The organism is Deltaproteobacteria bacterium HGW-Deltaproteobacteria-18, assembly GCA_002841885.1.
Lineage (GTDB): Bacteria > Desulfobacterota > Desulfovibrionia > Desulfovibrionales > Desulfomicrobiaceae > Desulfomicrobium.
This window is the reverse complement of sequence record PHBE01000006.1, coordinates 69403-94380: the sequence shown is the minus strand read 5'-3', so window position 1 is coordinate 94380 and position 24978 is coordinate 69403. Positions and strand designations below refer to the sequence as shown.

The following is a 24978-nucleotide window of genomic DNA, read 5'->3' as shown; positions in this document are numbered from 1 at the left end:
GTCAGGGCAAATCAAAAGTGGAGTCTTGATGCCTTGCCGCAGCGGCGTCACCGGATTTATCCAGTCCCATGGCTTCCCGCATGGCCCGTGTGATTTCTTCGAGGGTTGCCGGCTTGGCGACATATCCGTTCATGCCGGCGGCCAGAAAAGTGTCCCTGTCCTTGTCCATGGCGTAGGCGGTCAGGGCAATGATGGGGATGGCCTTTTTGGGGCCGAGGGTGTCTGATTCTCGGATGATGCGCGTCGCCTCGATGCCGTTCATGACGGGCATCTGGATGTCCATGAGAACGCAGTCGAAGTCGTTTTTGGCCAGCACTTCAAGGGCCTGTCTGCCGTTTTCGGCCAAGGTGACTTCGTGTCCGGCTTTTTCCAGCAGCTTCTGGGTGGGAATCCGGTTGGAGGGGTCGTCCTCGACCAGGAGCACGCGGACCGTATCGCCTTTTTTCGGAACTGCGTCCTCGACGGTTATTGATGTGCCTGAATCCGTCTTGAAGGGCAGAATGACATGCACGGCCGTGCCTCTGCCGGGCGTGCTCTCGATGGAGATCTCTCCGCCCATGAGTCCGACCAGCCTGTGCACGATGGACAGACCCAGGCCTGCTCCCTGGTAATTGCGGGTGAAGGAGTTTTCGACCTGCCGGAACGGTTCGAAAATGAGGGGGAGTCTGTCCTCGGGAATGCCGATGCCTGTATCCGTGACGAGGAAATGAACACGGATGTCGCCATCCATGTCTGGCGGCAGGGCCGTGACTTCCATGCGGACCTTGCCGTTATCGGTGAACTTGAGGGCGTTGCCCACCAGATTGAAGAGCACCTGGCGCACCCGCGTTTCATCCCCGATCAGGGTGGCGGGCATGGCCGGGTCAAGACTGCATTCCAGTGCTACGCCCTTGTTTCTGGCCGTGACCGTGAAAAGGCCGGACACGGAGTCGGCAATGTCCCGGATATGGAAAGGAGCTTTTCGAATCTCCATCTTGCCAGCCTCCACCCTGGAGAGATCAAGGATGTCCGAAAGCAGCCTGGTCAGCCTGTTGGCGGCCTCCGTGGCCATCCGGATGTAGCTGGATTGCTCGGCATCAAGCGGGGTGGTTTCCAGGAGCTGCAGCATGCCCATGACCCCGTTTATCGGGGTGCGGATTTCATGACTCATGTTGGCCAGAAATTCGCTTTTGGCCTGGTTGGCGGCCTCTGCGGCCTCTTTGAGCCCCCGCAGGGTCTCTTCAGCCTCTTTTCTGCTGGTCAGATCGATGTCCACACAAAAGAGTTCGGCCTCTCCTGCGGCATTCATGACGATGGCGTGGCTTGAAAAGACCAGCACGCGGGAGCCGTCCTTGCGCATGAGGGTCAGTTCGCTGGCGGGGATGGGAATTTTTGTCTCCGCCATGGAGCGCATGGCGGCTTCGACGTCCTCGCGCATTTCCGGAGGGATGATCAGGTCGGTCAGTTTGGCGCCGATCGCTTCGTCCAGACTGTATCCGTATAGATTTTGCGAGGCCTGGTTCCAGTAGCGCGTCCGACCCTCCAAGTCATAACCTTGAACAGCGATGGAGGGAACCTGTTCAAAGAGTTTGCGGAAACGGGCCTCGCTTTCCAGCAGTGCCATCTCTGTCCGTTTGCGGTCGGAAATGTCTTCAAGAGTGGCGATGACGCTCGTTGGCGTCCGTTCCGGCGTAATGGGGTTGAACACGACCCGCAGGCTTTTCGTGACTCCGCCGGTGATGGAGGTGTACTCGTCCTCAAAGACCGCCACTTCTCCGGCCAGGGCTTTTTTGATCGTTTCGCGCATTTTGGGGGAACTCTGGCGAGCCGTGTTGAATCCGATCAGTTTGTCCCGGGATGAGCCCATGGTCTGGATGAACGGTTCGTTGCAGTCGATGATGTAGCCCTCATGGTCAAACAAGATTATGCCCAGTGGAGAATTCTGGAAGATGATTTCGTAGCGGTGCTCGCTCTTGCGTCGCGCCTCTTCCGCCTTGGCCCTATTGATCGTGTCCTGTTCAAGGGATTCGGCCATGCTGTTGAACGCCTTGGCCAGGACGTCGATTTCTGTGATTTCGGGCGCGGGGGCCACCCTGATGGAAAGATTGCCCTCGCCGATCCGCTTTGCTGCGCCTGCCAATTCTTCAAGCCGCATGCCAACCGTCCTGCCGCCCAGGAACCAGCCGCTCAGCATGGTCAGCCCGATGGTCAGGAAGAGAACGCTGAAATCGCGCAGCATACCGCTCTTTGCGTCGGCGTAGAACGTGGCGCTGGGCGCCCCGACAAAGAAGTACATGTACGGGGGGCTGTCCGGGGTCAGGCTCAGCTTCTGGAAGGCGGTGATGCGCTCGACCCCGTCCGCGCTTTCTTCCAGGAGCAGGCCCTCGGAGGGTCCGGCCACGGCATGTTCGAAGACTGTCTGTTTGATCGACTCTCCGATAATCGCGGCAGGGTTTTCGGGGTAACGAAAGAGGCGCCGCCCGTTTCTGTCACAGACGCCGATGAAAGAGTTGGCCGGAAAATGGATTTGCCTGAACAGTTCCCCATACCTGTCGAGACGGATACTGGTCAGCAGGACGCCTGTGACGTTTCCCTGATCGCCGAGAACCGGATAACCGAAGGTGAAGACGGGAACGTGCAGGGTTACGCCGAGGAGATATTCGCCCGTGGCGAAGCTCTTTGTGGCCAGGGCTTCCCTGAAGTGCCTCGTGTGGGCGAAGTTCGTGGGTTTGCGCGCGCTGTCGGAGGCGACAAGATCTCCATTTGAATCAACCAGATGGAGGGCCGCGTAAGCCGGGTTTACTTTGAGCAGGTTGGCAAGGAGGCGGTTGCACGCCTCGGCGTCGCCCCGGCGCACTTCAGGCAGCATGGCCAGACCCTCAAGGAGCGCTTTGGTGGCGAGCGTGGCCTGGGCCTGTGTTTCTGCAAGATGACCGGAAAAAGCCTGCAACTGTTGCTCGGCGCTGGACACTTCCCGGCGATGGTTTTCCAGCCCGGCATAAACGATGATGATGATTGCGGGGAGTGCCGCCACGAGAAAAAGGATGGCGAGCTTTTTTTTGATCGAGCCATGCAACAGGCGAGCGAACATGGAGCCTCCGAATACGCACGGCGAAGTGTGTCGCGGTTTATTGACGTGCTGCGCGTGAAAATGAGCGCCTCCAGAATCAAAGGCTTTGTCCGGATCCGGGCCGGTCCTGGCGACTTTGCTGGATGCATTATTGTGTAACCTACCTTTGCCGCTCGCGAAAGGGGAAATTTGAAAGTGATCCATCAAGGACTGTTTGCCGGTGGATATGAGAATGCATTTTCAGCCGCGCAAGATTGAAAAATTCAGGATCAGCCGCGGATTTCTGTATTGATACAGGCAAATTCGAACCAGTTTATTCGCATGCCTTGAGATTTCCATGGATGTAGTCCACAAGGGTGTCAGACGACCATGCCCATTATCCCAAGGTATTCCGGAAAAAATAATGAGAGAGCAAATTTTCTTTGTGGACAGCGACTCGAACCATTCGGGCACTCATGCAACCAGACCGGATCGGCACATCGCTGCACTGCTCGCGTTCCTGCTGCTTGTCTTCATCCTGCAAGTACCGCGAATTGCCGAGGCATCCAAGCCATCGCCACCCGTCATCTCGGCCGCCGAAATCGACTATCCGCCTTTTTCCATTGTTGACGAAGGAGGCAGTGCAGGTGGTTTTTCCGTGGAACTTCTGCGAGCCGCCCTTGCCGCCATGGGCCGTGACGTCACCTTTCGCACGGGGCCCTGGAACGAAGTCAAAGGCTGGCTGGAAAAAGGGGACGTGCAGGTCCTGCCGCTGGTTGGCCGCACGCCCGAGCGCGAAGAACTCTTTGATTTCACAGTGCCCTACATGACCCTGCATGGGGCCATCGTGGTGCGCTTCGGGACGGAAGATATCCGGGACTTGGCCGATCTCAGAGGACGGCGTGTGGGCGTCATGCGCGGCGACAATGCCGAGGAATTTTTACGGCGAGAAGAGCGTGGCATACACCTCCAAACCGCACCCACCTTCGAACAAGCCCTGCACGAACTTTCACAGGGACATTATGACGCCGTTGTCGTGCAACGCCTTGTGGCCTTGCGCCTCATCCCACAAACCGGACTTGCAAATCTACAGGTTGTCGACAAGCCCGTTGAGGATTTTCGTCAGGATTTCTGCTTTGCCGTCAAAAAAGGCGATAGCCGCATGCTGGCCTTGCTGAACGAAGGGCTCGCCATCGTCATTGCCGACGGGACCTATCGTCGCCTTCACTCACGCTGGTTCGCCGCCCTTGAGTTGCCGAAAGATCGTCGCATCGTTGTGGGAGGGGATCATCGCTATCCTCCGTTCGAGTATCTGGACGAAAAGGGAAACCCGGCCGGTTTCAATGTCGAACTGACCCGGATGATTGCCAGGGAAATGGGGTTTGACGTTGACATCCGGCTTGGGCCTTGGACTGAGGTCCTGCTCGATCTGGAACGAGGCAAAATTGATGCAGTACAAGGAATGTTTTATTCTGTGGAAAGAGACCGTAAATTTGACTTCACCCAAGCCCACTCGGTCAACAATTACGTAGCGGTGGTGCGACGCGGAGAAAACTTTGATCCGCTTTCACTCAGCGATCTTAAAGGCAGGAGCATCGTCGTCCAGAAAGGAGACGTGGTCCACGACTATCTGTTGCAGCGAGGCCTGGAGTCTCAGATTTTCACGGTGGAGACCCAGGAGGACATGCTTAGGGAGTTGGCCGAGGGGAAATACGACTGCGCGCTGACCTCCCGCATCATTGCCCTGAACATCATCAAGGCACGCGGATGGACAAATTTGCAGTTGGGTCAGAATTCTTTCTTTTCAATGGATTACAGCTACGCAGTGCCGAATGGTCACGCAGCGCTTCTGGCGCAGTTCAGCGAGGGTTTGCGGGTTGTCAAGGATTCCGGCGAATACCGCCGTCTCTACGAAAAATGGATGGGTGTGTACGAACAGCCAAGCCAGGCACTTGTTTCCATCCTGCGTAAAATCGCCATGATTCTGGTGCCGCTCCTTCTTCTTCTGTTCGGGTTTTTCCTTTGGACTTGGACACTGCGTAGGCAGGTGAAAACGAGGACACGGGAGCTGCAGCAAAGCGAGGAACGTTTCAGAGTCCTTCACAATGCCTCTTTCGGCGGCATCGCCATTCACGACAAGGGTGTCATTCTGGACTGCAATCAGGGGCTCTCCGACATAACCGGCTACTCCACTGATGAACTGACCGGGATGAACGGCCTTATGCTCATATCCGAAAAATTCCGTGATCTGGTTATGAGCAATATCCTGTCAGGATTCGAAAGCCCCTATGAGGTGAAAGGCATTCGCAAAAACGGGGAAGAATATCCCGTTCGTCTCGAAGCGCGGAACATCCCGTATAAACAGACGAATGTACGGGTTACGGAGTTTCGGGACATCACTGAACAAAAACGGGCTGAAAAAGCTCTGCTCCAGGCAAAGGAGCAGGCAGAGTCCGCCAGTCAGGCGAAAAGTGAATTTCTTGCCAACATGAGCCATGAGATTCGTACCCCCATCAACGGGGTCATGGGCATGCTGCAACTCCTCGAAACCACTCCGCTTGATTCCGAGCAATCCATCTACATCCGGATGGCCACGGAAGCCGCCAACAGGCTGACCAGGCTGCTCTCGGACATCCTTGATCTCTCCAGGGTGGAGGCGGGCAAGATGGAGATTCGCCAAGCACCCTTTCAGGTTCGGGAGATCCTCGATTCCGTGTCCGGACTTTTCGCCGTCACGGCTAGAAACAAGGGTGTGGCCCTGGAATGCAACCTTGCCCCGGGCATGCCCGAAGTCCTGGTCGGAGATGAAACGCGGGTGCGCCAGGTGCTTTTCAATCTGGTGGGCAACGCCCTCAAATTCACGGAGCGCGGCAGGGTCGTTGTGGACATCGAGGCCATATCCGCAAAGGATGACGGCGTTTATGGCGTGCATTTTTGCGTCAAGGATACGGGCATCGGCATCGCAGAAGACAGGATTGGTGATATCTTTGAACCCTTCCGTCAGGTCGAAAACTCTTTCGCCCGCAATTACCAGGGAGCAGGCTTGGGCCTGTCCATAGTGCAACGACTGGTCGACCTCATGGGCGGGACCATCACCATAGAAAGCGCACCCGGCGAAGGCACGAGCGTGCATGTAGCCCTGCCCTTCAAGATTCCCGGAAACACGCCCTCGAGCACTGTCGAAACGTCTTTCCCCGGAACAGGCGACAGATTGCGAGTGCTCCTGGTCGAGGACGATCCGTCCAACCGCATTCCCACCCAGAAGTTGCTGGAAAAGGTCGGGCACGAGGTCGCCCTGGCCGAAAATGGCAGGCAGGCTATTGAGCTGCTCTCTGCAAAAGACTTCGACTGCGTCCTCATGGACATCCAGATGGCCGTCATGGACGGCATCGAGGCGACGCGCATCATCCGAGGCTCAGACACCCTCGGCCCCAAAACGGCCATCCCCATCATCGCCCTGACCGCCTACGCCATGGACGGAGACAAGGAAAAATTCCTGGCTGCCGGCATGGACGGATATGTAGCCAAGCCCGTCAAGATTGAGGAACTCCTGCAGAAAATATCCGAAGCGCTGGCAGGGAAGCGGCGTTAGGGGCGCGGGATGTGCAAGCCGGTTCGGGGCAGTTTCCCGAATCAAGCGTCGAAGAATCCAAGAATGTGCTTGGCTTGTAGAAAAAGAAAAAGGCCTTACATCTTGCGATGTAAGGCCTTGCTTCCTTTGGCGTCCCCAAGGGGATTTGAACCCCTGTTATCGGCGTGAAAGGCCGGTGTCCTGGACCGAGCTAGACGATGGGGACAGGTGGCTGGGTGACTTAGATTCGAACTAAGATTGACGGAGTCAGAGTCCGCTGTCCTACCGTTGAACGATCACCCAGCAAAAAAACAAAAAAACTGAAACTAAAAAAAAGTGGCGTCCCCAAGGGGATTTGAACCCCTGTTATCGGCGTGAAAGGCCGGTGTCCTGGACCGAGCTAGACGATGGGGACGCAAGTTTTGCGTCGAAGAAAAAAAGTGGCGTCCCCAAGGGGGTTTGAACCCCTGTTAGCGGCGTGAGAGGCCGCCGTCCTAGGCCACTAGACGATGGGGACGCATTTTGGTGGGCCGTGAAGGGATCGAACCTTCGACTCTCTGCTTAAAAGGCAGATACTCTACCGTCTGAGTTAACGGCCCGTAAAGAGAAGACGCTTCTATAGGGGGGTACCCAGCTTGTCAAGCCGGAAAGTCAGGCTTTTTTCAATTCAATTTTTTCCAGTCCGTTCATGTAAGGGCGCAGGACTTCAGGCACGATTACCGAACCGTCGGCCTGCTGGTAGTTTTCAAGGATGGCGACCATGGTTCGACCCACGGCCAGGCCCGATCCGTTCAGGGTATGAACCAGTCTGCTCTTCTTGGCGTCCGCGGGTTTGAAGCGGATTCCCGCCCGGCGGGCCTGAAAGTCCTCGAAATTGGAGCAGGACGAGATCTCGCGGTATTTGTCCTGGCCGGGCAGCCAGACCTCGATGTCGTAGGTCTTGGCCGAGGAGAAGCCCAGGTCCCCGGCGCACAGGGTGACCACTCGGTAATGCAGGCCAAGCTTCTGCAGGATGCTCTCGGCGTGACCAAGGAGTTTTTCCAGCTCATTATATGATGAATCGGGATGGACGAAACGGACCAGCTCGACCTTGTCGAACTGGTGCTGGCGGATCATGCCCTTGGTGTCCTTGCCATAGGAGCCGGCTTCGGACCTGAAGCACGCGGTGTACGCGCAGTGGGCGATGGGCAGCGCGGATTCGGCTAGGGTCGTGTCGCGGTAGATGTTGGTCACCGGGACCTCGGCCGTGGGGATGAGATAGTAACTCGTGTTTTCGAGATGGAAGAGATCCTCCTCGAATTTTGGCAGCTGCCCCGTGCCCATGAGGCTCTCACGGTTGACGATGACCGGGGGCATGACCTCGTCGTAGCCGTTCTCAAGGGTCTGCACGTCGAGCATGAAGCTGATCAACGCGCGCTCCAGCTTTGCGGCCCATCCCTTGAGGATCACGAAACGGCTGCCCGTGATCTTGGCCGCAGTCTCGAAATCGAGTCCGCCAAGGGCCGTTCCGAGTTCCCAATGCTCCCTGGGGGTGAAGGGCAGGGCGGGTTTTTCGCCCCAACTGCGCACTTCCAGGTTGTCCGCTTCGTCCACGCCTTCGGGGATGGAGGAGTGAGGGACGTTGGGGATGGACATGACCCAGTCGGCGGTCTGCTGTTCGATGTCTTTGAGCTCTTCGTCCAGCGCCTTGATGCGCGTCGACATGATGCCAAGCTCAGCCAGGAGCGCTTCTGCGTTCTCGCCGGCCTTTTTCATCCGGGCCATCTCGCCGGAGGCCTGGTTGCGCCGGGCTTTCAACTCTTCGGCCTCAAGGAGCAGGTCGCGCCTTTTTTGGTCGATGGCCAGGAACGGTTCAAGGTCCAGCTTGCTGCGGCGTTTGCGCAGTCCGTCTTTGACCTCGTCCGGGTTTGATCTGATAAATTTGATGTCGAGCATGGGATGTCCTTGTGGCGGTCTTGCGGTCAGCCCTTAAACGGGCGGTGGTGGCGGTTGTGAGGCGAAATGCATAGCCTGCCTTGGTCCGAATCACAAGCCGCCCGGTTTGGCGGGGATTGATTTTTTTTTGACTTCGTCCCTTGACTTCACTGCGGCAGGGATTATTTGGGCCTCTGTCTCGCGCGGAACTTGCCTTGCGTTTACAGTTTCGCGTTTTGGCGCTCTGGCTTGCCGAGTGCCAAAAAATATATCTACACGGAAGAAATTCTTAAACATCTTGGAGGAAAAACATGAAACTCAGACCACTGCACGACCGTATTCTGGTCAAGCGTCTCGAAGAGGAGCAGGTAACCAAAGGCGGCATCATCATCCCCGATTCCGCAAAGGAAAAGCCCATCAAGGGTGAAGTGGTTGCCGCTGGTCCGGGCAAGGTTGCTGATGACGGAAAGCAGATCCCCATGGGCGTCAAGACTGGCGACAAGGTGATTTTCAACAAGTACGCCGGCACCGAGATCAAGATCGATGGTGAGGAACTGCTCATCATGCGTGAAGACGACATCCTCGCTGTTATTGAAGCCTAATTTTTAAGAATCCCAAGGAGACGCACACATGGCTGCTAAAATTATCAAGTTTGATGCCAAGGCCCGTGAAAAACTGAAAATCGGCGTGGACACCCTGGCCAATGCCGTCAAGGTCACCCTCGGACCCAAGGGCCGCAACGTTGTCATCGAAAAGTCCTTCGGCTCCCCCATCATCACCAAGGACGGCGTAACCGTCGCCAAGGAAATCGAACTGGAAGACAAGTTCGAGAACATGGGCGCCCAGATGGTCAAGGAAGTCGCCTCCAAGACTTCCGACATCGCCGGCGACGGAACCACCACCGCCACCATCCTGGCCCAGGCCATCTTCACCGAAGGCATCAAGCTGGTTGCCGCCGGTCGCAACCCCATGTCCATCAAGCGCGGCATCGACAAGGCTGTTGAAGCCGTCATCGCGAGCCTGGACAAGCTGGCCAAGCCCACCCGCGACCAGAAGGAAATCGCCCAGGTCGGCACCATTTCCGCCAACAACGACGCCACCATCGGCAACATCATTGCCGAAGCCATGGGCAAGGTCGGCAAGGAAGGCGTCATCACCGTTGAAGAAGCCAAGGGCCTTGAGACCAACCTGGACGTCGTCGAAGGCATGCAGTTCGACCGCGGCTACCTGTCCCCCTACTTCGTGACCAACCCTGACAAGATGGTCTGCGAGATGGATTCCCCGCTGATCCTGATCAACGAAAAGAAGATCTCCAACATGAAGGAACTGCTCCCCGTTCTGGAGCAGGCCGCCAAGATGGGCAAGCCCCTGGTCATCATCGCCGAAGACATCGAAGGCGAAGCCCTGGCTACCCTGGTTGTCAACAAGCTGCGTGGCACCCTGCAGGTCGTGGCCGTCAAGGCTCCCGGCTTTGGCGAGCGCCGCAAGGCCATGCTGCAGGACATCGCCATCCTGACCGGTGGCGAAGTCGTTTCCGATGATCTGGGCGTCAAGCTCGAGAGCATCGCCCTGAACCAGCTCGGTTCCGCCAAGCGCGTTGTCATCGATAAGGAAAACACCACCATCGTTGACGGTTCCGGCGAAGCCGAGGCCATCAAGGCCCGCGTGAAGCAGATCCGCAACGAAATCGAGGAGACCTCCTCCGATTACGATCGCGAAAAGCTGCAGGAGCGTCTGGCCAAGATCGTTGGCGGCGTTGCCGTGATCAACGTTGGCGCAGCCACCGAGACCGAAATGAAGGAAAAGAAGGCCCGCGTGGAAGACGCCCTGAACGCCACCCGCGCTGCCGTTGAAGAAGGCATCGTGCCTGGCGGCGGCGTCGCCCTGGTGCGCTGCCAGTCCGCCCTGGATTCCGTCAAGCCCGCCGATGACGACGAAGCCGCAGGCGTACAGGTCATCCGTCGCGCCATCGAGGAGCCCATCCGTCAGATCTGCGGCAACGCAGGTGTTGAAGGCGCCGTGGTCATCGACAAGGTCCGCAACGGCAAGGAAGACTTCGGTTACAACGCCGCCACCGGCGAATACGAAGACCTGCTCAAGTCCGGCGTCATCGATCCCAAGAAGGTGACCCGCATTGCCCTGCAGAACGCCGCTTCTGTAGCCTCCCTGCTGCTCACCACCGAGTGCGCCATCGCAGAGAAGCCCAAGGAAGAGGCTGCCCCGGCCATGCCCGGTGGCGGCATGGGCGGCATGGGCGGCATGTACTAAGCCGTTCATACCCCAGAATAATAAAAGGGCCGGAAGCGATTCCGGCCCTTTTTTGCGTCTTGTGGCGGAGGTTTTTCTGCGGCCTTGCTCAACGGTTGTGCCTGGGCAGCCGGTCCAGCAGTCGCAGGAAGCCGTCCAGGATGGTCAGCGGGTGCGGTGGGCAGCCGGGGATGTAGAGGTCGATGGGGATGACGGGGTCCGCTCCGCCGTTGTGCTGGGGATGGCCGACGAAAGGGCCGCCGCTGATGGCGCAGGCGCCCAGGGCGATGGCGATGCGCGGCTCGGGCACAGCCTCCCAGGTTTTTTGCAGTGCCAGTTCCATGCCTTTGGTCACGGGCCCGGTTATGAGAACACCGTCGGCATGGCGGGGCGAGGCCACGTACTGGATGCCAAAACGTCCCAGATCCCAGCCGATGGTGCCGAGCACGTTGATGTCCGCCTCGCAGGCGCTACATCCGCCCGCACTGACCTGCCGCAGGCGCAGGGAGCGGCCCAGCAGGCTTTTCATCTTCCTGTCCAGGGCCGCCGCCAGCCGCAGTTCCTCCTTGCCGCGTTCGCCCAGGATCAGATCCTCGCGGTGGCGCACGGCCAGGCGATGGTCGTCCGTCCTGGTGATGGCCCCGCTGGGGCAGGCCTCCAGACAGTCTCCGCAGAACAGGCAGCGGCCAAGATCGAGGCGTGCAGCCTGGTCCGGTTCGCGGGTGATGGCCTCGGTGGGGCAAACCGGAATGCATTCCGCGCAGCCAGCCGGACAGGCCGAGGCGTCAAGGCGCAGGGCGCCGCCGTGGCGGTCCGGCAGGGCAGGGGCCGGCCCCTTGGGGTAGGGCATGGTCTGGCAACCGCGCCGCATCCGGTTCATGATGGTGTCGAATATGTACATGCGCGTTCCCCTTAGAGGTCAAAGCCGCAGTAGGACAGGTTGAAGCTCTTGTTGCAGATGGGAAAGTCCGAGATCGCCGTGCCGCGCAGGGACAGGGCCAGGCCGGCCCAGTTGTGGAAGGACGGGTCGGTGATCTTGTAGCGGCGGAACCGGCCGAAATGGTCGGTCAGGGCCACGTGGCAAACTTCGCCGCGCCAGCCTTCGACCAGGGCCACGGCCATGGACTCCGGCTGTGGGGCGGGCAGGGTGGCTTTGATATCCCCGTCCACTGGTGCGGCCAGCTGTTCGAAGAGGTAGTGCCCGGAGCGCTGCACTTCCAGGGAGCGTACCCGGGCGCGGGCGAAAATGTCTCCACTGGGCCAGACCGCCACGGGCGAGTGCGAAAAACGGTGCCAGCCCGCCGGATGGTCGAAGCGCACGTCGCGGACAAGTCCGCAGGCCCGCGCCGCCGGACCGACCAGGCCGATGTCCGCAGCCTGGGACTGATGTACGACGCCGACATTGCGGAAACGTACCCGTACCGAGGCCGCGTCCCAGAACCAGGCCATGGCCTGCTCGACATCGTCCATGTGAACTTTGAGCCTTTGCACCAGGGTCTGCAATCGGTCCTCTTCAAGATCATGACGACATCCGCCGGGCCTGATCAGCCCTCGGCCGAATCGGTTGCCGCACATCAGCGCCGTCAGGTTCAGAAAATCTCCCCGGATTTTTCCGCACGCGGCCGAGGTCGGCAGAAAGGCCACGTCCTGAGCCAGTGCGCCCAGGTCGCCGGTGTGGGTGGCCAGGCGCTCAAGCTCCAGCGCGATGGCCCGCAGCCACTGCGCGCGCAGGGGGGCCTCCACTCCGCCGAGCGCCTCCAGGACCGACGCATGGGCCGTGGCATGGGCGATGGTCGTGTCCCCGGAGATGGCTTCCATCTGGCTCAAGGTCGCCCTGTGCGGGCCGTTTGCCAGGGCTTCCTCCACGCCTCGATGCTGGTAGCCCAGCGCGATCTCCAGATGCAGGACCTCCTCCCCCGCGCATTGAAAGCGAAAATGTCCCGGCTCGATGACTCCCGCGTGCACCGGGCCCACGGCCACCTCGTGCACCTCCCCGCCATCAACCCGGAAGAAGGGGGCATTGGCCGGGGCGTTGCCGTAGGAGTGTCGTACGGGTTTGAGCCACGGGTGCCCGATGGGAACCAGTCCGTGCTGTTCCCAGACCTCGCGTTCGAAGAGATGGGCCTGGGGATGTCTTGGGGTGAGTGACGGGTATGAGCCACCTACGGGTTCGCTGCGGGCCACGGCCAGGGTGCTTTCGGCATCCATGGCCAGCACGGCGACGAGGATCGTGCCTTCATGGTCCGGGACGCCGAACCACGAGCAAAGACGCGCTCCCGATTCAAGCATTTCGCCGGTCAGTCGGACGAGCTTGGTCACCGAGAAGATCGGAACCGAGGCCCACGAGATTCTGGACGCGTTGGTGAACTGAAAAAATGGGGCGAGTGTGTTCATGGCGTTAGGAAGAGTTGAAGGACTGCGGCGGACCAGGCATCCTTGAGGATGCCCGGGGTGAAAAGGCCAAGCCAGAGGGAAGCCGCCAGCAGGAAGAGCGGGGGCAGGATGAGCCCTAAGGATTCCTTGAGGTGCGCGGGATCTGGTTTTTTGAGCCTCGGGCGGCCGTCTACAACGGCGAAAACGATGCGCGAGATTCCGAAAAAGGCCAGCAGCAGGCAGACCAGGAAGAGTCCGATGGGCCAGGCCTGTCCGGCGCCAAGGCCGGTGCGGATGATGAGCAGTTCGCTGAAGAACGGGCCGAAGGGCGGGCAAGCGGTGATGGCGAACATGCCGACGACGAAAAGAACGGAAGTGTGCGGCAGAATCTTGGACATGCCACGCACCTCGTCTATGGAGGACGAGTTCGCGACCCGTTGCAGGTTGCCGGCGCTCAGGAAAAGCGCGCCCTTGGTCAGACCGTTGCTCCAGACGTGGAAGAGTGCCGCCCAGACACCGGCTCCGCCGAAGGAGGTGGCGATGCACAGAATGCCCATGTGCTCGATGCTCGAATAGGCGAGCATGCGCTTGAAGTCACGGGTCCGAAGCAGGAACAGCGCCGCCACCAGTGTCGAGAAGAGGCCGATGGCAAGCAGGGTGCGACTGGCGACAGCACCTTCTCCGGCGGCATCGACCACGGACTTGATGCGCAAAAGGGCCATGAAGGCCACGGACGTGACCCCGCCGGCCAGCAGCGCGCCGACGATGCCCGGGCTTTCCCCGTAGGCGTCGGGCTTCCAGGTGTGCATGGGCGCCAGGCCCATCTTGGTGCCGTAGCCGACCAGCAGCAGTACCCAGGCGGTCAGGACCCATACGCGGGAGAGGCTTGGTCCCTGTGCCAGCAGCGTCGTGAAGGTGATGTCCCCGCTTCCGCCGCCGTGCAGTGATGCGTATCCGAGGCAGATGGAGCCCAAAAGCGACAGCGCGATGCCCGTGCCGCCGACAAGCAGGTATTTCCAGGTTGCCTCGAAGGATTTCGGGGTGCCGTTGAAGTGGATCAGCGGCACGCAGGCCAGGGTCACGCCCTCGGTCGCGATCCACAGGATGCCCAGGTGCCTGGCCTGATGCCCGGCGCTCAGGAGCCCCAGGACCAGCAGGAGGGCCGGCACAAAGACGCGATTGTCCTGTTCCTTGAGCCGCAGATAGCCCACCGTATAGCAGGCGCAGATCAGAAAGAGCAGGGACACGCCGGGCAGGATGGCGCGCGCCAGAGGATCAAAGGCCAGCCAGGCCGTAGGATCCACTGCCGCAGGTTTTGCCAGGAACAGAAAACACAGGGTCGTGTGGACCAGTCCGACCGCAGGCAGGAACAGGGGGCGGCTCTTTCTGCTTGGCCAGAGCGCGGCCAGCACTGCCCCGATCAGCGGGATGATGATGAGCAGGTATGCGTTCATTCGTGGAGCGCCGTGAGTTTGCGGGTGTCGAGAGAATCGAAGGCCCTTTGGATGCGGTCAACGATGATGCCGATGACGAAGATGCCGACGGTGACGTCGAGCAGGATGCCGAATTCCACCAGAATCGGGGTGGATCTGACCAGCAGCAGGCCCGCCAGATAGATGCCGTTTTCAAGGATCAGGTAGCCGCAGACCTGGGAGATGGCCTTGGTGCGCCCGATGAGCAGGATGAAGCCGGTCAGGATGAGGGCCATGGCCCCCGGGACATGCAGGTTTCCGGCGTGTTCGGGCAGCAGCGGCAGATAGCGGGTCAGGGCCACTGCGGCGATGGTCCCGGCCGCGCCGAGGAGCAGGGACGGGATATAGCCGATGAATGGTTCGAGCTCCCGGGCGATGTTGGCGGTACGCATGGCGCGGATGAGCATGAAGGGGATGAGCACGCCCTTGCCGGCCACGGTGGCCAGAGTGATGAGGACAAGCCGCCAGTCCAGGGCGTGCGCTTCGAGCACCAGGGGCAAAAGACCCAGGAGTACGCCCTGTATGGCCACCGCCCGGATCAGGACAGGCAGGCGGCTGGTGCCCAGCGCCAGGAGGTTGAAGCCCATGGCCAGGCCGATCAGAAGGTTCAGCGTGTCGTTCATAAATCACCCATCCAGGTCAGAAGCAGGGGGAAAAGGCAGAACAGAAAGCCGATGGTCAGCAGCAGCGGGACCCGGCGGAAGGCCAGGCGCGCGGTTAAAGACTCGATCAGCCCTACGGCCACGGTGATCAGCAGCACGCTTGCGGCCAGAACTCCGACGGAGGCCAGAAGAGGCAGTTCCGAGAGCGGCAGCACGGCCTGCGCCAGAAAGACGGCAAAAAGCAGCAGTTTGACCGAGGCGCCGTGCAGGATCATGGCCAGCGGCGGGCCGCTGTGGTCCAGGACCATGACCTCGTGGATCATGGTAAGTTCGAGGTGGGTATTGGGGTCGTCAAAGGGGACCCGGCAGTTTTCGGCCAGCAGGATGATGAAAAGCCCTACGGCCAGGAGCGCCGCGCCCGGCCCAAAGAGCGGTTCGAACATGGACGAGAGGGCGAGGCTGCCCGATTGTACGACCAGGGTCAGGATCGCGGTGATGATGCCGATCTCGGACAGGACGGCGAAGCTGACCTCGCGGGCTGCGCCCATGCCTTCGAAGGCGGAACCCGTCTCCATGGCCCCCCAGGCCGTGCAGAAGCGGGCCAGGGCCAGCAGGTAGACCAGCAGCAGAACGTCTCCGTCAAAGGAGAAGGCCGTGCCCGCACCGGCCAGGGGCAGCAGCAGGGCCGCCGTGACCACGGCGGTCCAGGCCACGGCCGGGGCGATGATGAAGCCGGGCGAGGCCAGGGTGCTGAGCACCACGCTTTTACGCCAGAGCCTGGCCAGATCGTAATAGAGTTGCAGCACGGGCGGGCCCTGCCGTCCGGCCACCCAGGCCTTGACCTTGTTGATGACGCCCGGAAGCAGTGGAGCCAGAAGCAGCCAGACCAGGAGTCGCAGGGGAATATCGACATACAGGGGCATCACTTCCCTCCCAGGAGAACCACGACTCCAAGAGCCGTGACTCCGAGAAAAACATACAGAATGTACAGGTGCAGACGGCCATGTTGCATCTTTCTGGCACCGTCGGCCGCGAACGACACGGCCGCAGCGCCCGGCATGACGAATTTTTCGAGAACCGTTTCCGGTACCCGCAAAAGGACCATGGCCTTGCCGGGAAAATGGCCGCGCACCCGGCGAATCATGATTTCGGGTCTGAGCAGCCAGAAGAACCAGCCTCTTGCGATGCCGGCAAAGGAGCCGCTGGTGTACTGCATGTGCGCGGTCGGGGCCGCGTAGCCGCAGTCCCAGGTCAGCCCCTGTCTTGCCTCGCCGCCCCGGATCTTGCGCAGCATCAGAAAGCCACCCGCAAGCAGCGCGCAGAGCAGGATGGTGTGCGTGCCCCCCAGGGCCCGGATTCCAAGGAGCGGATCCGCCAGGACCCAGTGTGGGGCCCAGACGGCGACAACTCCCATGGTCGGGCGGAAGAAAAGACCCGGTAGCAGGCCGATGACAATCATGATCGTGGCCAGCAGGAGCATGGGCGCGCGCATGATCCAGCCGCATTCGACGGCGCTTGCGGCGGGCTTGTTGCGCGCGGCTCCGAGAAAGACGATGCCCACCGCCTTGGCGAAGGCGGCCAGCGCCAGGGCCCCGGCTCCGGCAAGCACGATGACCGCAGGCAGGACTCCGGCGGCGGCCCCCTTCTGGGCCACGGCACGCAGGAGGCCCTGGTAGATCGCCCATTCTCCGACAAATCCGTTCAGGGGCGGCAGTCCGGACACGGCCATGGCTCCCAGTGCGAAAAGGGTCGCGGTCCAGGGCATGACTTTCCAGAGTCCTCCAAGGCGGGTCATGTCGCGGGTGCCCGTGGCATGAAGCACGGATCCTGCGCCGAAAAAGAGCAGGGATTTGAAGAGGCCGTGGTTGATGACATGCAGGAAGGTTCCGGCCAGGGCAGCCTTGCCCCATACGGGCTGACCGTGCTGAATTGCCAGCACGGAGAGGCCGAGGCCGATGAGGATGATGCCGACGTTTTCCACCGAACAGTACGCCAGCAGGCGCTTGATGTCGTTCTGGGCCAGGGCGAAGGCGATGCCCAGCAGTGCGCTCAGGCAGCCAATGCCGAGCAGGACCCAGCCTGCGCTGGCTGGCATGGGCAGCCAGCCGCTGAAGCGTACGATGCCGTAGACGCCCATCTTGATGGCCACGGCGGACATGATGGCCGAGACGTGGCTGGGGGCTCCCGCGTGGGCCGATGGCAACCATATGTGCAGGGGGAACATGCCAGCCTTGACCCCGAATCCGAACAGGGCCAGCCAGAACAGCGGCGCCAGGCCGGTCTGGGCATGCATGGGCCCGAGTTCCCAGGTCCCGGTGCGTGCGGCCAAGGCCGAGAAGAAGGTGAAGAGGGCGGTGGTTCCGGCGTGGGAAGCCGCCAGATAGAGCCAACCCGCCTTGCGCACTTCCTTGCGGTCATGATCCAGGGTGATGAGGAAATAGGCGCCAAGGGCAAAGGCTTCCCAGGCAAAAAGAAAGTGCAGGCCGTTGGCGCAGGTCAGGACCAGTCCCATGCTCAGGGTCAGGGCGCTCCACCAGCAGCGTCCCTTGGGCGCGGAGCGCGGATGATGGTGCTGGGACCAGTACTCATGGGCATACAGCGCGCCCAGGCCGCCGACCAGGCAGACCAGGACCAGAAAAAGGGCGCTGATCCCGTCAAGACGCAGGAAAGGGGTTTCTCCGCCCAAGGTGAAGCCGCCTCGCCAGAGCCAGGTTTTTTCCGTCAGAAGCGTGAGCAGGGCCGCATGCAGTCCGCCGAGGGAGGCGATGGCGTTCAGTCCCAGCCAGATGCGCGGATGCGTGCGGCCCAGGCACATGGCCAGGAGCAGGGACAGGCCGCAGACGCCAAGAAGCGTGGCGATCATCGGCTCGCTCCGGAGGGTTGGGGGGTGTTTTTGTCAGCACATTCGGCCAGGATCCGCAGCAGCGTCTCGTCGTCCGCGCCATTGTCCAGCGCCTGGCTCAGCATGCCGGAAGCGATGCCGCGCGCCAAAAGGCCCAGCATGTTCACATGCAGGCGGGGCGTCGGCGAAATGAAAAAGAGCAGCCTGGTGACCGGCTTGCCGTCAGGAGGGTGGACCGCATCCCATGGCGTGTTCAGCTGGATCAGCGCCACCAGTGCGCAGGCCTCGCCCAGCGCAACACGCATGGCCGGATGGGGAAGGGCGAAGCCGTCCCCCACGGGGGCCACGGTTATGCCGCCGGGCGCCTGGAGGCGCTGCGCGAGCAGGTTCGATATGGCCGGGGACAGGCCGGGCAGGCTGCGCACGATGCGTTCGAACACATGGTCGAGGTCGGCCGTATTCACATCGCGCCAGATTCCTCCCCGACGCAGCAAGGTGACCAGTTCCCGGGAAGTGGCCAGCGAAGGCGCGGGTTCCGAGAGAAATCCCCCTTGAACGCCGAGTCCGTGACTCGCCGCCCAGTCCATGACCTGGGAGCGCTCAAAAAGGATGCGGTCGCGGTCATGGACGTGAGGCATGCCTTCCTTGCGCACCCATTCCGTGATGACGTGCTCGGAAACCCCGAAGGATTCGGCTATTTGGATGAGATTCATGTACATGGGGGGGGATGATTTTTGTATTTTTAAGGACATGGCTGTTGATCCGGCTCAAAGGCTCACGGTGATGGATAGCAGGAGGATGGCCGCGCACAGATACATCAGATAGGACTGGACGCGTCCGTGCTGGAACGTGCGCACGAAGTCCGCAAGGCGCAGGATAAAATTGGCGGCCGGTGTCGCCACATGCTCAAGGACCGTCTCGGGAGTGCGGCTTTTCAGGCTGGCCTTGGCCGAAAAGATGTCGGCCGGGAGGCTGGAATGCACGGATGGCCTTAGGATCCAGCCGAACCAGGCGGTGATGATACCGGCAAAGGACCCGGCGGTGTACTGCATGCGCGGATCAGGCGCGAGGTAGCCGCAATCCCAGGTAAGCGCGCGTTTTTGGCGACCGCGCGACAGCAGGACGGCGATGGCGGCCACGACCAGGACCGCCAGCGCCAGGAGCAGGTGCGCTGTTCCCAGCGGGGCGAGATGATTGGGCGCGATCAGGTCCGGCCCCGTTTGAGCCCAGACGCCCGCAACCCGCAGCAGCGTCGGCCAGAAAAGCGCAGGGGCAAGGCCGATGGCGAGGCAGCAAACGGCCAGAGCCGCCATGGCCATGCGCATGCTCATGCTGCATTCGTGAGCCCTTGCCGCATCTTCCGAGCGCGGCGCGCCCAGGAAGACCACGCCGCAGACCTTGACGAAGCAGGCCAGGGCCAGGGCGCCGGTCACGCCCAGGAGTATGGCCGCGGGCAGGGCGCCGAGGGCCGCTACTGTCTTGAGCCGGCTGGCGTCGAACAGCCCCCGGTAGACCAGCCATTCGCTGACGAATCCGTTCAGCGGAGGCAGGCCGCTGATGGCCATGGCTCCGAGGGTGAAGAGCGAGGCCGTCCAGGGCATGGTCTTCCAGAGTCCTCCAAGGCGGCTCATTTCCCGGGTGCCCGTTGCGTGCAGCACGGCCCCAGCGCCAAGGAAGAGCAGCGCCTTGAAGATTCCGTGATTCCAGACGTGGAGCATCCCGCCGGTCAAAGCCAGCACGCCCCAGTCCGGGCGGCCATGGTCCAGGGCGATCATGGCGAAACCCAGTCCGATGAGGATGATGCCGATGTTCTCCACGCTGTGATAGGCCAGTAGCCGCTTCAGATCATGCTGGCCGAGGGCGAAGGCGACTCCAAGCACCGCGCTGGCCGAGCCAAGTCCCGCCACGACCCAGCCCGCGCCTTCGGGCAGGGGCAGCCAGGAACTGAATCGGACCAGCCCGTATATTCCCATTTTAATGGCCACGCCGGACATGATGGCCGAAACGTGGCTCGGAGCATTGGCGTGCGCCGAGGGCAGCCAGATGTGTAGCGGAAAGACGCCCGCCTTGATGCCGAATCCCAGCAGGGCGACCCAGAAGAGCGGGGCCAGAGAGGTTTGCGAGGTCATGGGGCCAAGTTCCCAACTGCCCGTTTTTGCGGCCAGGGTCGCGAAAAATCCGAAAAGGGCCAGTGTCCCGGCGTGTGAGGCAACCAGATAGAGCCGGCCTGCGGTTCGGGCCTGGATGTTTTTGCGGTCGAGAGTGACCAGGAAATAGGCGCCAAGGGCAAAGGCTTCCCAGGCAAAAAGAAAGTGCAGCCCGTTGGATTGGGTCAGCACCAGGCCCATGGCGGCCAGCATGGCGCTCCACCACAGACGGCTTTGCGCAGCTGAGCGGGGGTGGGCCTTTTGTGCCCAGTACGTCTGGCTGTACAGAGCTCCAGAGGCTCCAACAATGGCTAAAAGGAGCAGAAAAAAGGCGCTGATTCCGTCCAGGCGCATGAAAATGTGTTCGCCGCCAAGCGTCCAGACGCTGTGCCATTCCCAGACAGGTCCGCCTGACAGCGCCATGGTTGCAGCCCACAGTGCGCATGCCGAAGCCAATAGGGTAGACGTGATCCACCAGCGGGGAGATACATGGCTCGTGCTCAAGCCAATAATTGTTGCTCCCAATGCGCATGCTAGTAAGAAATCTAGTTCCATTTTTTTGGGAAAGTGAGAAAAATCACTTTTGATTCTCTATGTTCATATTATTTTAATGATGCGTTGAGAAAGATCATGCTTGCCGCTTCATGCGGAAATAACTGCACGATGCGATATTTTTTGATTTTTGGATAGATATGATTTCCAAAGTAACATTGAAAATTACATGGAATTAATTTGGGAGCCTGTATGTTATCGTATCCACTCCCGGGGATATGCCTCTCAAAATAGAGAGTCAAGGAAATGGGGACGCGAAAATGAAGTTTGTGGGCGCGTGGCTGTCTTTGTTCGCAAAAGGCCTTTTTTCAGGCGCGGGATATATGGGTGAGGGCAAAAACATGTTGTTTCAGGGAGTTGTCTTTTGGATGTCGCGGCAGAGGGCAAAAACACCCCCTGGGCAGCGTTGTTCGGGGCAAAAAGATGGTTTTCGGAGTTGCGGAAATGACGTGCGCGCAAAGTTTTTTTTAGGGGGTAAATCCGTAAAAAGTGGAGGAATGGCTTGACTCCCCAAGAGATGCATGGGTAAGGGTGGTAAAAAGTGGTAAAAAGTGGAAAGGTCTGAGGAGACAACATGTTCAGAGGGCATTCACAACGTACGCAAGATCCCAAGGGACGGCTCATGCTGCCCCCGGAATTTCGTGACGAGGTGTTCGCCAATTCCCCGGACGGCAAGTTGGTGCTGACCAATTTCGACGACTGTGTCGCCGCCTACCCACTGCCAGAATGGGAAATCATTGAACAGAGTTTTTCCAAATTGAATATGGCTGACCGCAAGGTTCGGGATTTTCACCGCTTTTTCATCTCCGGTGCAGCCGAGGTGACCCTCGACAAACAAGGGCGGATTCTTGTTCCGCCGCATCTGCGCAGTTACGCGGGATTGCAGAAGGACATAATTCTGGCCGGAGTCGGACGCAAATTCGAAATTTGGGATCAGGAGCGTTTTGAGGCAGGTCGCAACGCCCTGCAGGAGAATGTCGACCAGGTTATGGATGATCTGGCCGAAAAAGGATTTGAACTGCGGTTCTGATCGGAGGAGCCATGGACGCATATTCCGATCACATTCCGGTCATGCTCGAAGAGGTCATGCATTGGATCGCGCCGAAGGCCGGCGGGTTCTACATGGACGCGACCCTTGGACTTGCCGGACATGCTGCCCGGTTGATGGAGATTACCGAAGGACAGGCCCGGCTTCTGGGACTGGACCGGGACGAGCAGGCTTTGGCCAAGGCCGGGGAGAGGCTGGCGCAGTACGGAGAAAACGTGCAGCTGGCCCATACGTCGTTTCAGCATTTTCCCCGGGCCATGCGGGAAGTCGGCTGGGACAAGCTTGATGGAGTGATCGCCGATCTGGGCGTGTCTTCCCTGCAGTTGGACAGCCCTGAGCGGGGCTTTTCATTCTTGCAGGACGGGCCTCTTGACATGCGCATGGATCCTGGTTCAGGCGGTGAGCCCGCATCGGCCATCGTCAATGGCGCTTCTTTCGAGCGGCTGCGCCAGCTTTTGTGGGATTACGGCGAAGAGCCCATGGCCGGGCGCATCGCGCGGGCCATCGTCAAGGTCCGGGAGACTGCCCGGATCGAATCGACTCTTGAGTTGGCCCGCATCGTGTCTGCGGCCTATCCGGCCAAACGGCGCGCATTGTCGCGCAATCATCCCGCGACCAAGACCTTTCAGGCCCTGCGGCTGGAAGTGAATCAGGAGTTGCGGGAAATTGAATTTTTTCTGGAGCGCGTCGTTGATTATTTGCGGCCTGGCGCGCGCATCGCAGTAATCTCTTTTCATTCTTTGGAAGACCGCATCGTGAAGAGGGCTTTTCGCAAGGAAAGTTCCGCTTGCCTGTGCCCCCGGGAGTACCCCGTGTGTCAATGCGGGCATACGCAGAAACTCAGGCTCCCCTTCCGCAAGCCGCTCATTCCCTCCGAGGAAGAGATGCGGTCCAACAGCCGCAGCCGCAGTGCCAAGTTGCGCGTGGCGGAGCGGATTGACGGAGAGACGCGGTGAGCGAGGGCGGCAAGGGATATCTGGGCATGGGGGTCATGTTCCTGGTGACCATTATTCTCGGCCTGGGGCTGGTGTGGGTCAATATCGAACGGGTCGACCTGGCTTATGAATTGAAAGTGCTCGAACGTGAACTGCAGGAAAAGCAGGATCAGAATTCGAAACTGCAGGTGGAACTGCATTATCTGCTCGCCCCGGCGACCCTGCGCGACCGGGCGGAAAAGGCGGGGCTGCAGCCGCCCAGACGGGACCAGATACGCAGCATGCAGCAATAGGCAGGACAGGGCTCAAAAAGTGACAAAAACCGGAAGCAAGCCACCAAAGGACAGAAGCCGCGGGAAGATAATATTTGCCGGGGTTCTTTTCGCTTTGGCGCTGATGGGGCTCTGGGCGCGCGCCTATTTCGTGCAGGTGGTCAAGGGCCCTGAGTACGCGAAGATGGCGAATCGCCAGTACTGGGCCTCGGAGACCGTTTCCGGAAAGCGCGGAGAAATTTTTGATCGCAACGGGCTTCTGCTGGCCAAATCCATCGCGACTCCGTCCGTTTATGTGCGTCCCAATGAGATCAAGGACGCCTGGGCCGTGTCTCACCGGCTGGGTTCGATTCTGGGCATGAGCCCCAAGAGCATCGCTTCCACCATGGGGCCCAAGAAGCGCTTCGTGTGGGTGGCCCGCAAGATCAGCGATGCTCAGGCGGAGGCGATCAAGGCCGAGATGCTCCCCGGAGTTTATCTGGAAACCGAGAATTCCCGCCAGTATCCGCAGGGGCACATGGCCGGTCAGTTGCTCGGTTTCGTGAACATGGACGGGAAAGGCATCGAGGGCTTGGAGAAGAGTTTCAACGATCTGCTCATGCCCTCATCCTCCAAGTATACCGTGCAGAAGGATGCGGCAGGAAAAAGACTGTCATCGCTGGAAAGCGGCGACAGAAGTTCATTCAACGGCCAGGATCTGCGTCTGACGCTCGACAGCCAGGTGCAGCTGGCCACCGAGGAAGCCCTGGCGCGCAGTGTGCTCCGGGCCAAGGGCAAATCCGGGATGGCGCTGGTGGTCGAGGTGCCCACCGGAGATATTCTGGCCTGGGGGCACTATCCGTTCTTCAATCCCAACGCGGTCAAGAAGATCCGGGGGGAGTGGAAGAACCGCATGGCCGTGGATATTTTCGAGCCCGGCTCGACCATGAAGCCCCTCATGGTCGCGGCGGCACTGCAGGAGAAGATCTGTACCCCGACCACGGAGTACTATTGCGAAAACGGGAAGTGGAGCGTCAAGGGCCGTCGCGTCAAGGACACGCATAAGTACGAGAACCTGACCGTGAGCAAGATCATCCGGTATTCGAGCAATATCGGCGCAGCCAAGATAGGTCTTGAACTCGGCGCGGCCAAGCTCGACCGGTATCTGCAGGCGCTCGGATTCGGTCGGCGGATCGGGCTCCCCCTGCCCGGGGAATCGGCGGGTCTGCTCAATCCGGTCAAGCAGTGGAAAGATGTCGAGCTGGCCAACATTTCTTTTGGACAGGGGCTGGGCGTGACCATGCTGCAGCTCGCCGATGCATATCTGTGCATCGCTAACGGAGGAGTCCGTCTGCCACTGCGCCTGATGCACGAGGCTGACAGGCCTGTGACGGGAACACGCGTTTTCGATTCGAATGTGGCCGGGATGGTCATGGCCATGCTCGAAGAAGTGGTCCAGGAGGACGGCACCGGCACCCAGGCGCGAATCGAAGGGGTGCGGGTCGCGGGCAAGACCGGGACGGCCCAGAAGGCGAGTCCGACCGGTGGCTATGGTGGGGACTATGTGGCATCGTTCGTGGCCATTTTTCCGGCTGACAAGCCTCGATATCTGGTTTGCATGATGGTCGATGAACCCCAGGCCGGGCATTACGGCGGAGTGCTGGTGGCCCCCGAAGTGCGCAATATCGGGGTCCAGCTGCTCAATTCCTCGGGCATGCTGGCCGAGCCGGTGGAGACGATGCAGATGGCGAAGGTTTCTCCGGAACGATTTTCGGCCCCGGTGAAGCGAACGGAAAACATCAGCGTGGACCAGGAGTTCATGCCGGACCTGCAGGGCGCGACAGTGCGCGAGGCTCTGGAGGTCCTTGTGGCGCGCGGGATCGTGCCTTCGGTCAAGGGGCATGGCGTGATTATCGAAAAGCAGAAACCGCTCCCCGGCGAGAAATGGCCGGCGGACAAGAAATGTCAGCTCTGGCTGACAGGGCAACCGGGTTAG

17 protein-coding genes and 5 tRNA genes are annotated in these 24978 nt (G+C 60.3%); 7 read left to right on the top strand and 15 right to left on the bottom strand.

All coding sequences use genetic code 11. The annotated features are described in order from the left end of the window. Position 1 precedes the first annotated feature (1 nt). Positions 2-3253, bottom strand: coding sequence for a hypothetical protein (locus tag CVU60_06715; GenBank protein PKN42372.1), 3252 nt, complete (start codon positions 3251-3253; stop codon positions 2-4). A 133-nt stretch (positions 3254-3386) separates the two neighbouring features. Here CVU60_06715 and CVU60_06710 point away from each other — a divergent pair, with 133 nt between their 5' ends. Further along, the gene (locus CVU60_06710; GenBank protein PKN42371.1) at positions 3387-6620 is read left to right on the top strand and encodes a histidine kinase; all 3234 of its coding nucleotides are present in this window, start codon (positions 3387-3389) and stop codon (positions 6618-6620) included. Positions 6621-6747: 127 nt separating this feature from the next. On the opposite strand, the gene CVU60_06705 is transcribed toward CVU60_06710, so the two are convergent. The 6 genes from CVU60_06705 to CVU60_06680 form a co-directional block, all read right to left on the bottom strand. Next, positions 6748-6825 (bottom strand) — tRNA-Glu (locus tag CVU60_06705). A 3-nt stretch (positions 6826-6828) separates the two neighbouring features. Beyond that, positions 6829-6902 (bottom strand) — tRNA-Gln (locus tag CVU60_06700). Positions 6903-6936: 34 nt separating this feature from the next. Beyond that, positions 6937-7014 (bottom strand) — tRNA-Glu (locus CVU60_06695). Positions 7015-7040: 26 nt separating this feature from the next. Beyond that, positions 7041-7116: transfer RNA gene (locus tag CVU60_06690), tRNA-Glu, on the bottom strand. 6 nt (positions 7117-7122) lie between these two features. Further along, positions 7123-7198: transfer RNA gene (locus CVU60_06685), tRNA-Lys, on the bottom strand. A 52-nt stretch (positions 7199-7250) separates the two neighbouring features. Beyond that, a complete protein-coding gene (locus tag CVU60_06680) occupies positions 7251-8534 on the bottom strand; it encodes a serine--tRNA ligase (GenBank protein PKN42370.1) in 1284 nt (427 codons plus the stop codon). A gap of 290 nt (positions 8535-8824) precedes the next feature. On the opposite strand from CVU60_06680, the gene CVU60_06675 reads away from it, so the two are divergent. Both CVU60_06675 and groL read left to right on the top strand, forming a co-directional pair. Then, positions 8825-9115: a co-chaperone GroES gene (locus tag CVU60_06675; GenBank protein ID PKN42369.1), complete on the top strand. Its 291-nt coding sequence runs from the start codon at positions 8825-8827 to the stop codon at positions 9113-9115. Positions 9116-9143: 28 nt separating this feature from the next. Then, positions 9144-10781 carry a chaperonin GroEL gene (gene groL / locus CVU60_06670; protein PKN42368.1) on the top strand — a complete coding sequence of 546 codons (1638 nt, stop codon included), beginning with the start codon at positions 9144-9146 and terminating at the stop codon, positions 10779-10781. An 88-nt stretch (positions 10782-10869) separates the two neighbouring features. On the opposite strand, the gene CVU60_06665 is transcribed toward groL, so the two are convergent. Genes CVU60_06665 through CVU60_06630 form a run of 8 tightly spaced genes read right to left on the bottom strand, consistent with a single transcriptional unit; the run spans position 10870 to position 20550 of the window. Continuing rightward, a complete protein-coding gene (locus CVU60_06665; GenBank protein PKN42367.1) occupies positions 10870-11661 on the bottom strand; it encodes a hydrogenase in 792 nt (263 codons plus the stop codon). Between the two features lie 11 nt (positions 11662-11672). Then, on the bottom strand, positions 11673-13154 hold the full coding sequence (locus CVU60_06660; GenBank protein ID PKN42366.1) for a hydrogenase: 1482 nt from the start codon (positions 13152-13154) through the stop codon (positions 11673-11675). Beyond that, a complete protein-coding gene (locus CVU60_06655; protein PKN42365.1) occupies positions 13151-14587 on the bottom strand; it encodes a Fe-S-binding domain-containing protein in 1437 nt (478 codons plus the stop codon). The genes CVU60_06660 and CVU60_06655 overlap by 4 nt, the downstream gene beginning before the upstream one ends. Next, entirely contained in the window at positions 14584-15228 is a 645-nt protein-coding gene (locus tag CVU60_06650; GenBank protein PKN42364.1) for a hydrogenase, read from the bottom strand. The genes CVU60_06655 and CVU60_06650 overlap by 4 nt, the downstream gene beginning before the upstream one ends. Further along, a complete protein-coding gene (locus CVU60_06645; protein ID PKN42363.1) occupies positions 15225-16130 on the bottom strand; it encodes a formate hydrogenlyase subunit 4 in 906 nt (301 codons plus the stop codon). Before CVU60_06645 ends, CVU60_06650 begins: the two co-directional genes overlap by 4 nt. After that, entirely contained in the window at positions 16130-18070 is a 1941-nt protein-coding gene (locus CVU60_06640; GenBank protein ID PKN42362.1) for an NADH-quinone oxidoreductase subunit H, read from the bottom strand. Before CVU60_06640 ends, CVU60_06645 begins: the two co-directional genes overlap by 1 nt. Continuing rightward, on the bottom strand, positions 18067-18801 hold the full coding sequence (locus CVU60_06635; protein PKN42361.1) for a PTS sugar transporter subunit IIA: 735 nt from the start codon (positions 18799-18801) through the stop codon (positions 18067-18069). The genes CVU60_06640 and CVU60_06635 overlap by 4 nt, the downstream gene beginning before the upstream one ends. 15 nt (positions 18802-18816) lie before the next feature. Then, on the bottom strand, positions 18817-20550 hold the full coding sequence (locus CVU60_06630; protein PKN42431.1) for an NADH-quinone oxidoreductase subunit H: 1734 nt from the start codon (positions 20548-20550) through the stop codon (positions 18817-18819). Between the two features lie 772 nt (positions 20551-21322). Between CVU60_06630 and mraZ the strand changes: the two genes are divergently transcribed. From mraZ to CVU60_06610, 4 genes are read left to right on the top strand one after another with little or no spacing between them, the layout of a single operon-like run. After that, complete coding sequence (mraZ, locus tag CVU60_06625) at positions 21323-21778, top strand: division/cell wall cluster transcriptional repressor MraZ (GenBank protein PKN42360.1); 456 nt, start codon at positions 21323-21325, stop codon at positions 21776-21778. A gap of 11 nt (positions 21779-21789) precedes the next feature. Continuing rightward, positions 21790-22752: a 16S rRNA (cytosine(1402)-N(4))-methyltransferase gene (locus tag CVU60_06620; GenBank protein ID PKN42359.1), complete on the top strand. Its 963-nt coding sequence runs from the start codon at positions 21790-21792 to the stop codon at positions 22750-22752. Positions 22753-22778: 26 nt separating this feature from the next. Next, positions 22779-23024 carry a hypothetical protein gene (locus CVU60_06615; protein PKN42430.1) on the top strand — a complete coding sequence of 82 codons (246 nt, stop codon included), beginning with the start codon at positions 22779-22781 and terminating at the stop codon, positions 23022-23024. Positions 23025-23043: 19 nt separating this feature from the next. Continuing rightward, positions 23044-24978: a hypothetical protein gene (locus tag CVU60_06610; protein ID PKN42358.1), complete on the top strand. Its 1935-nt coding sequence runs from the start codon at positions 23044-23046 to the stop codon at positions 24976-24978.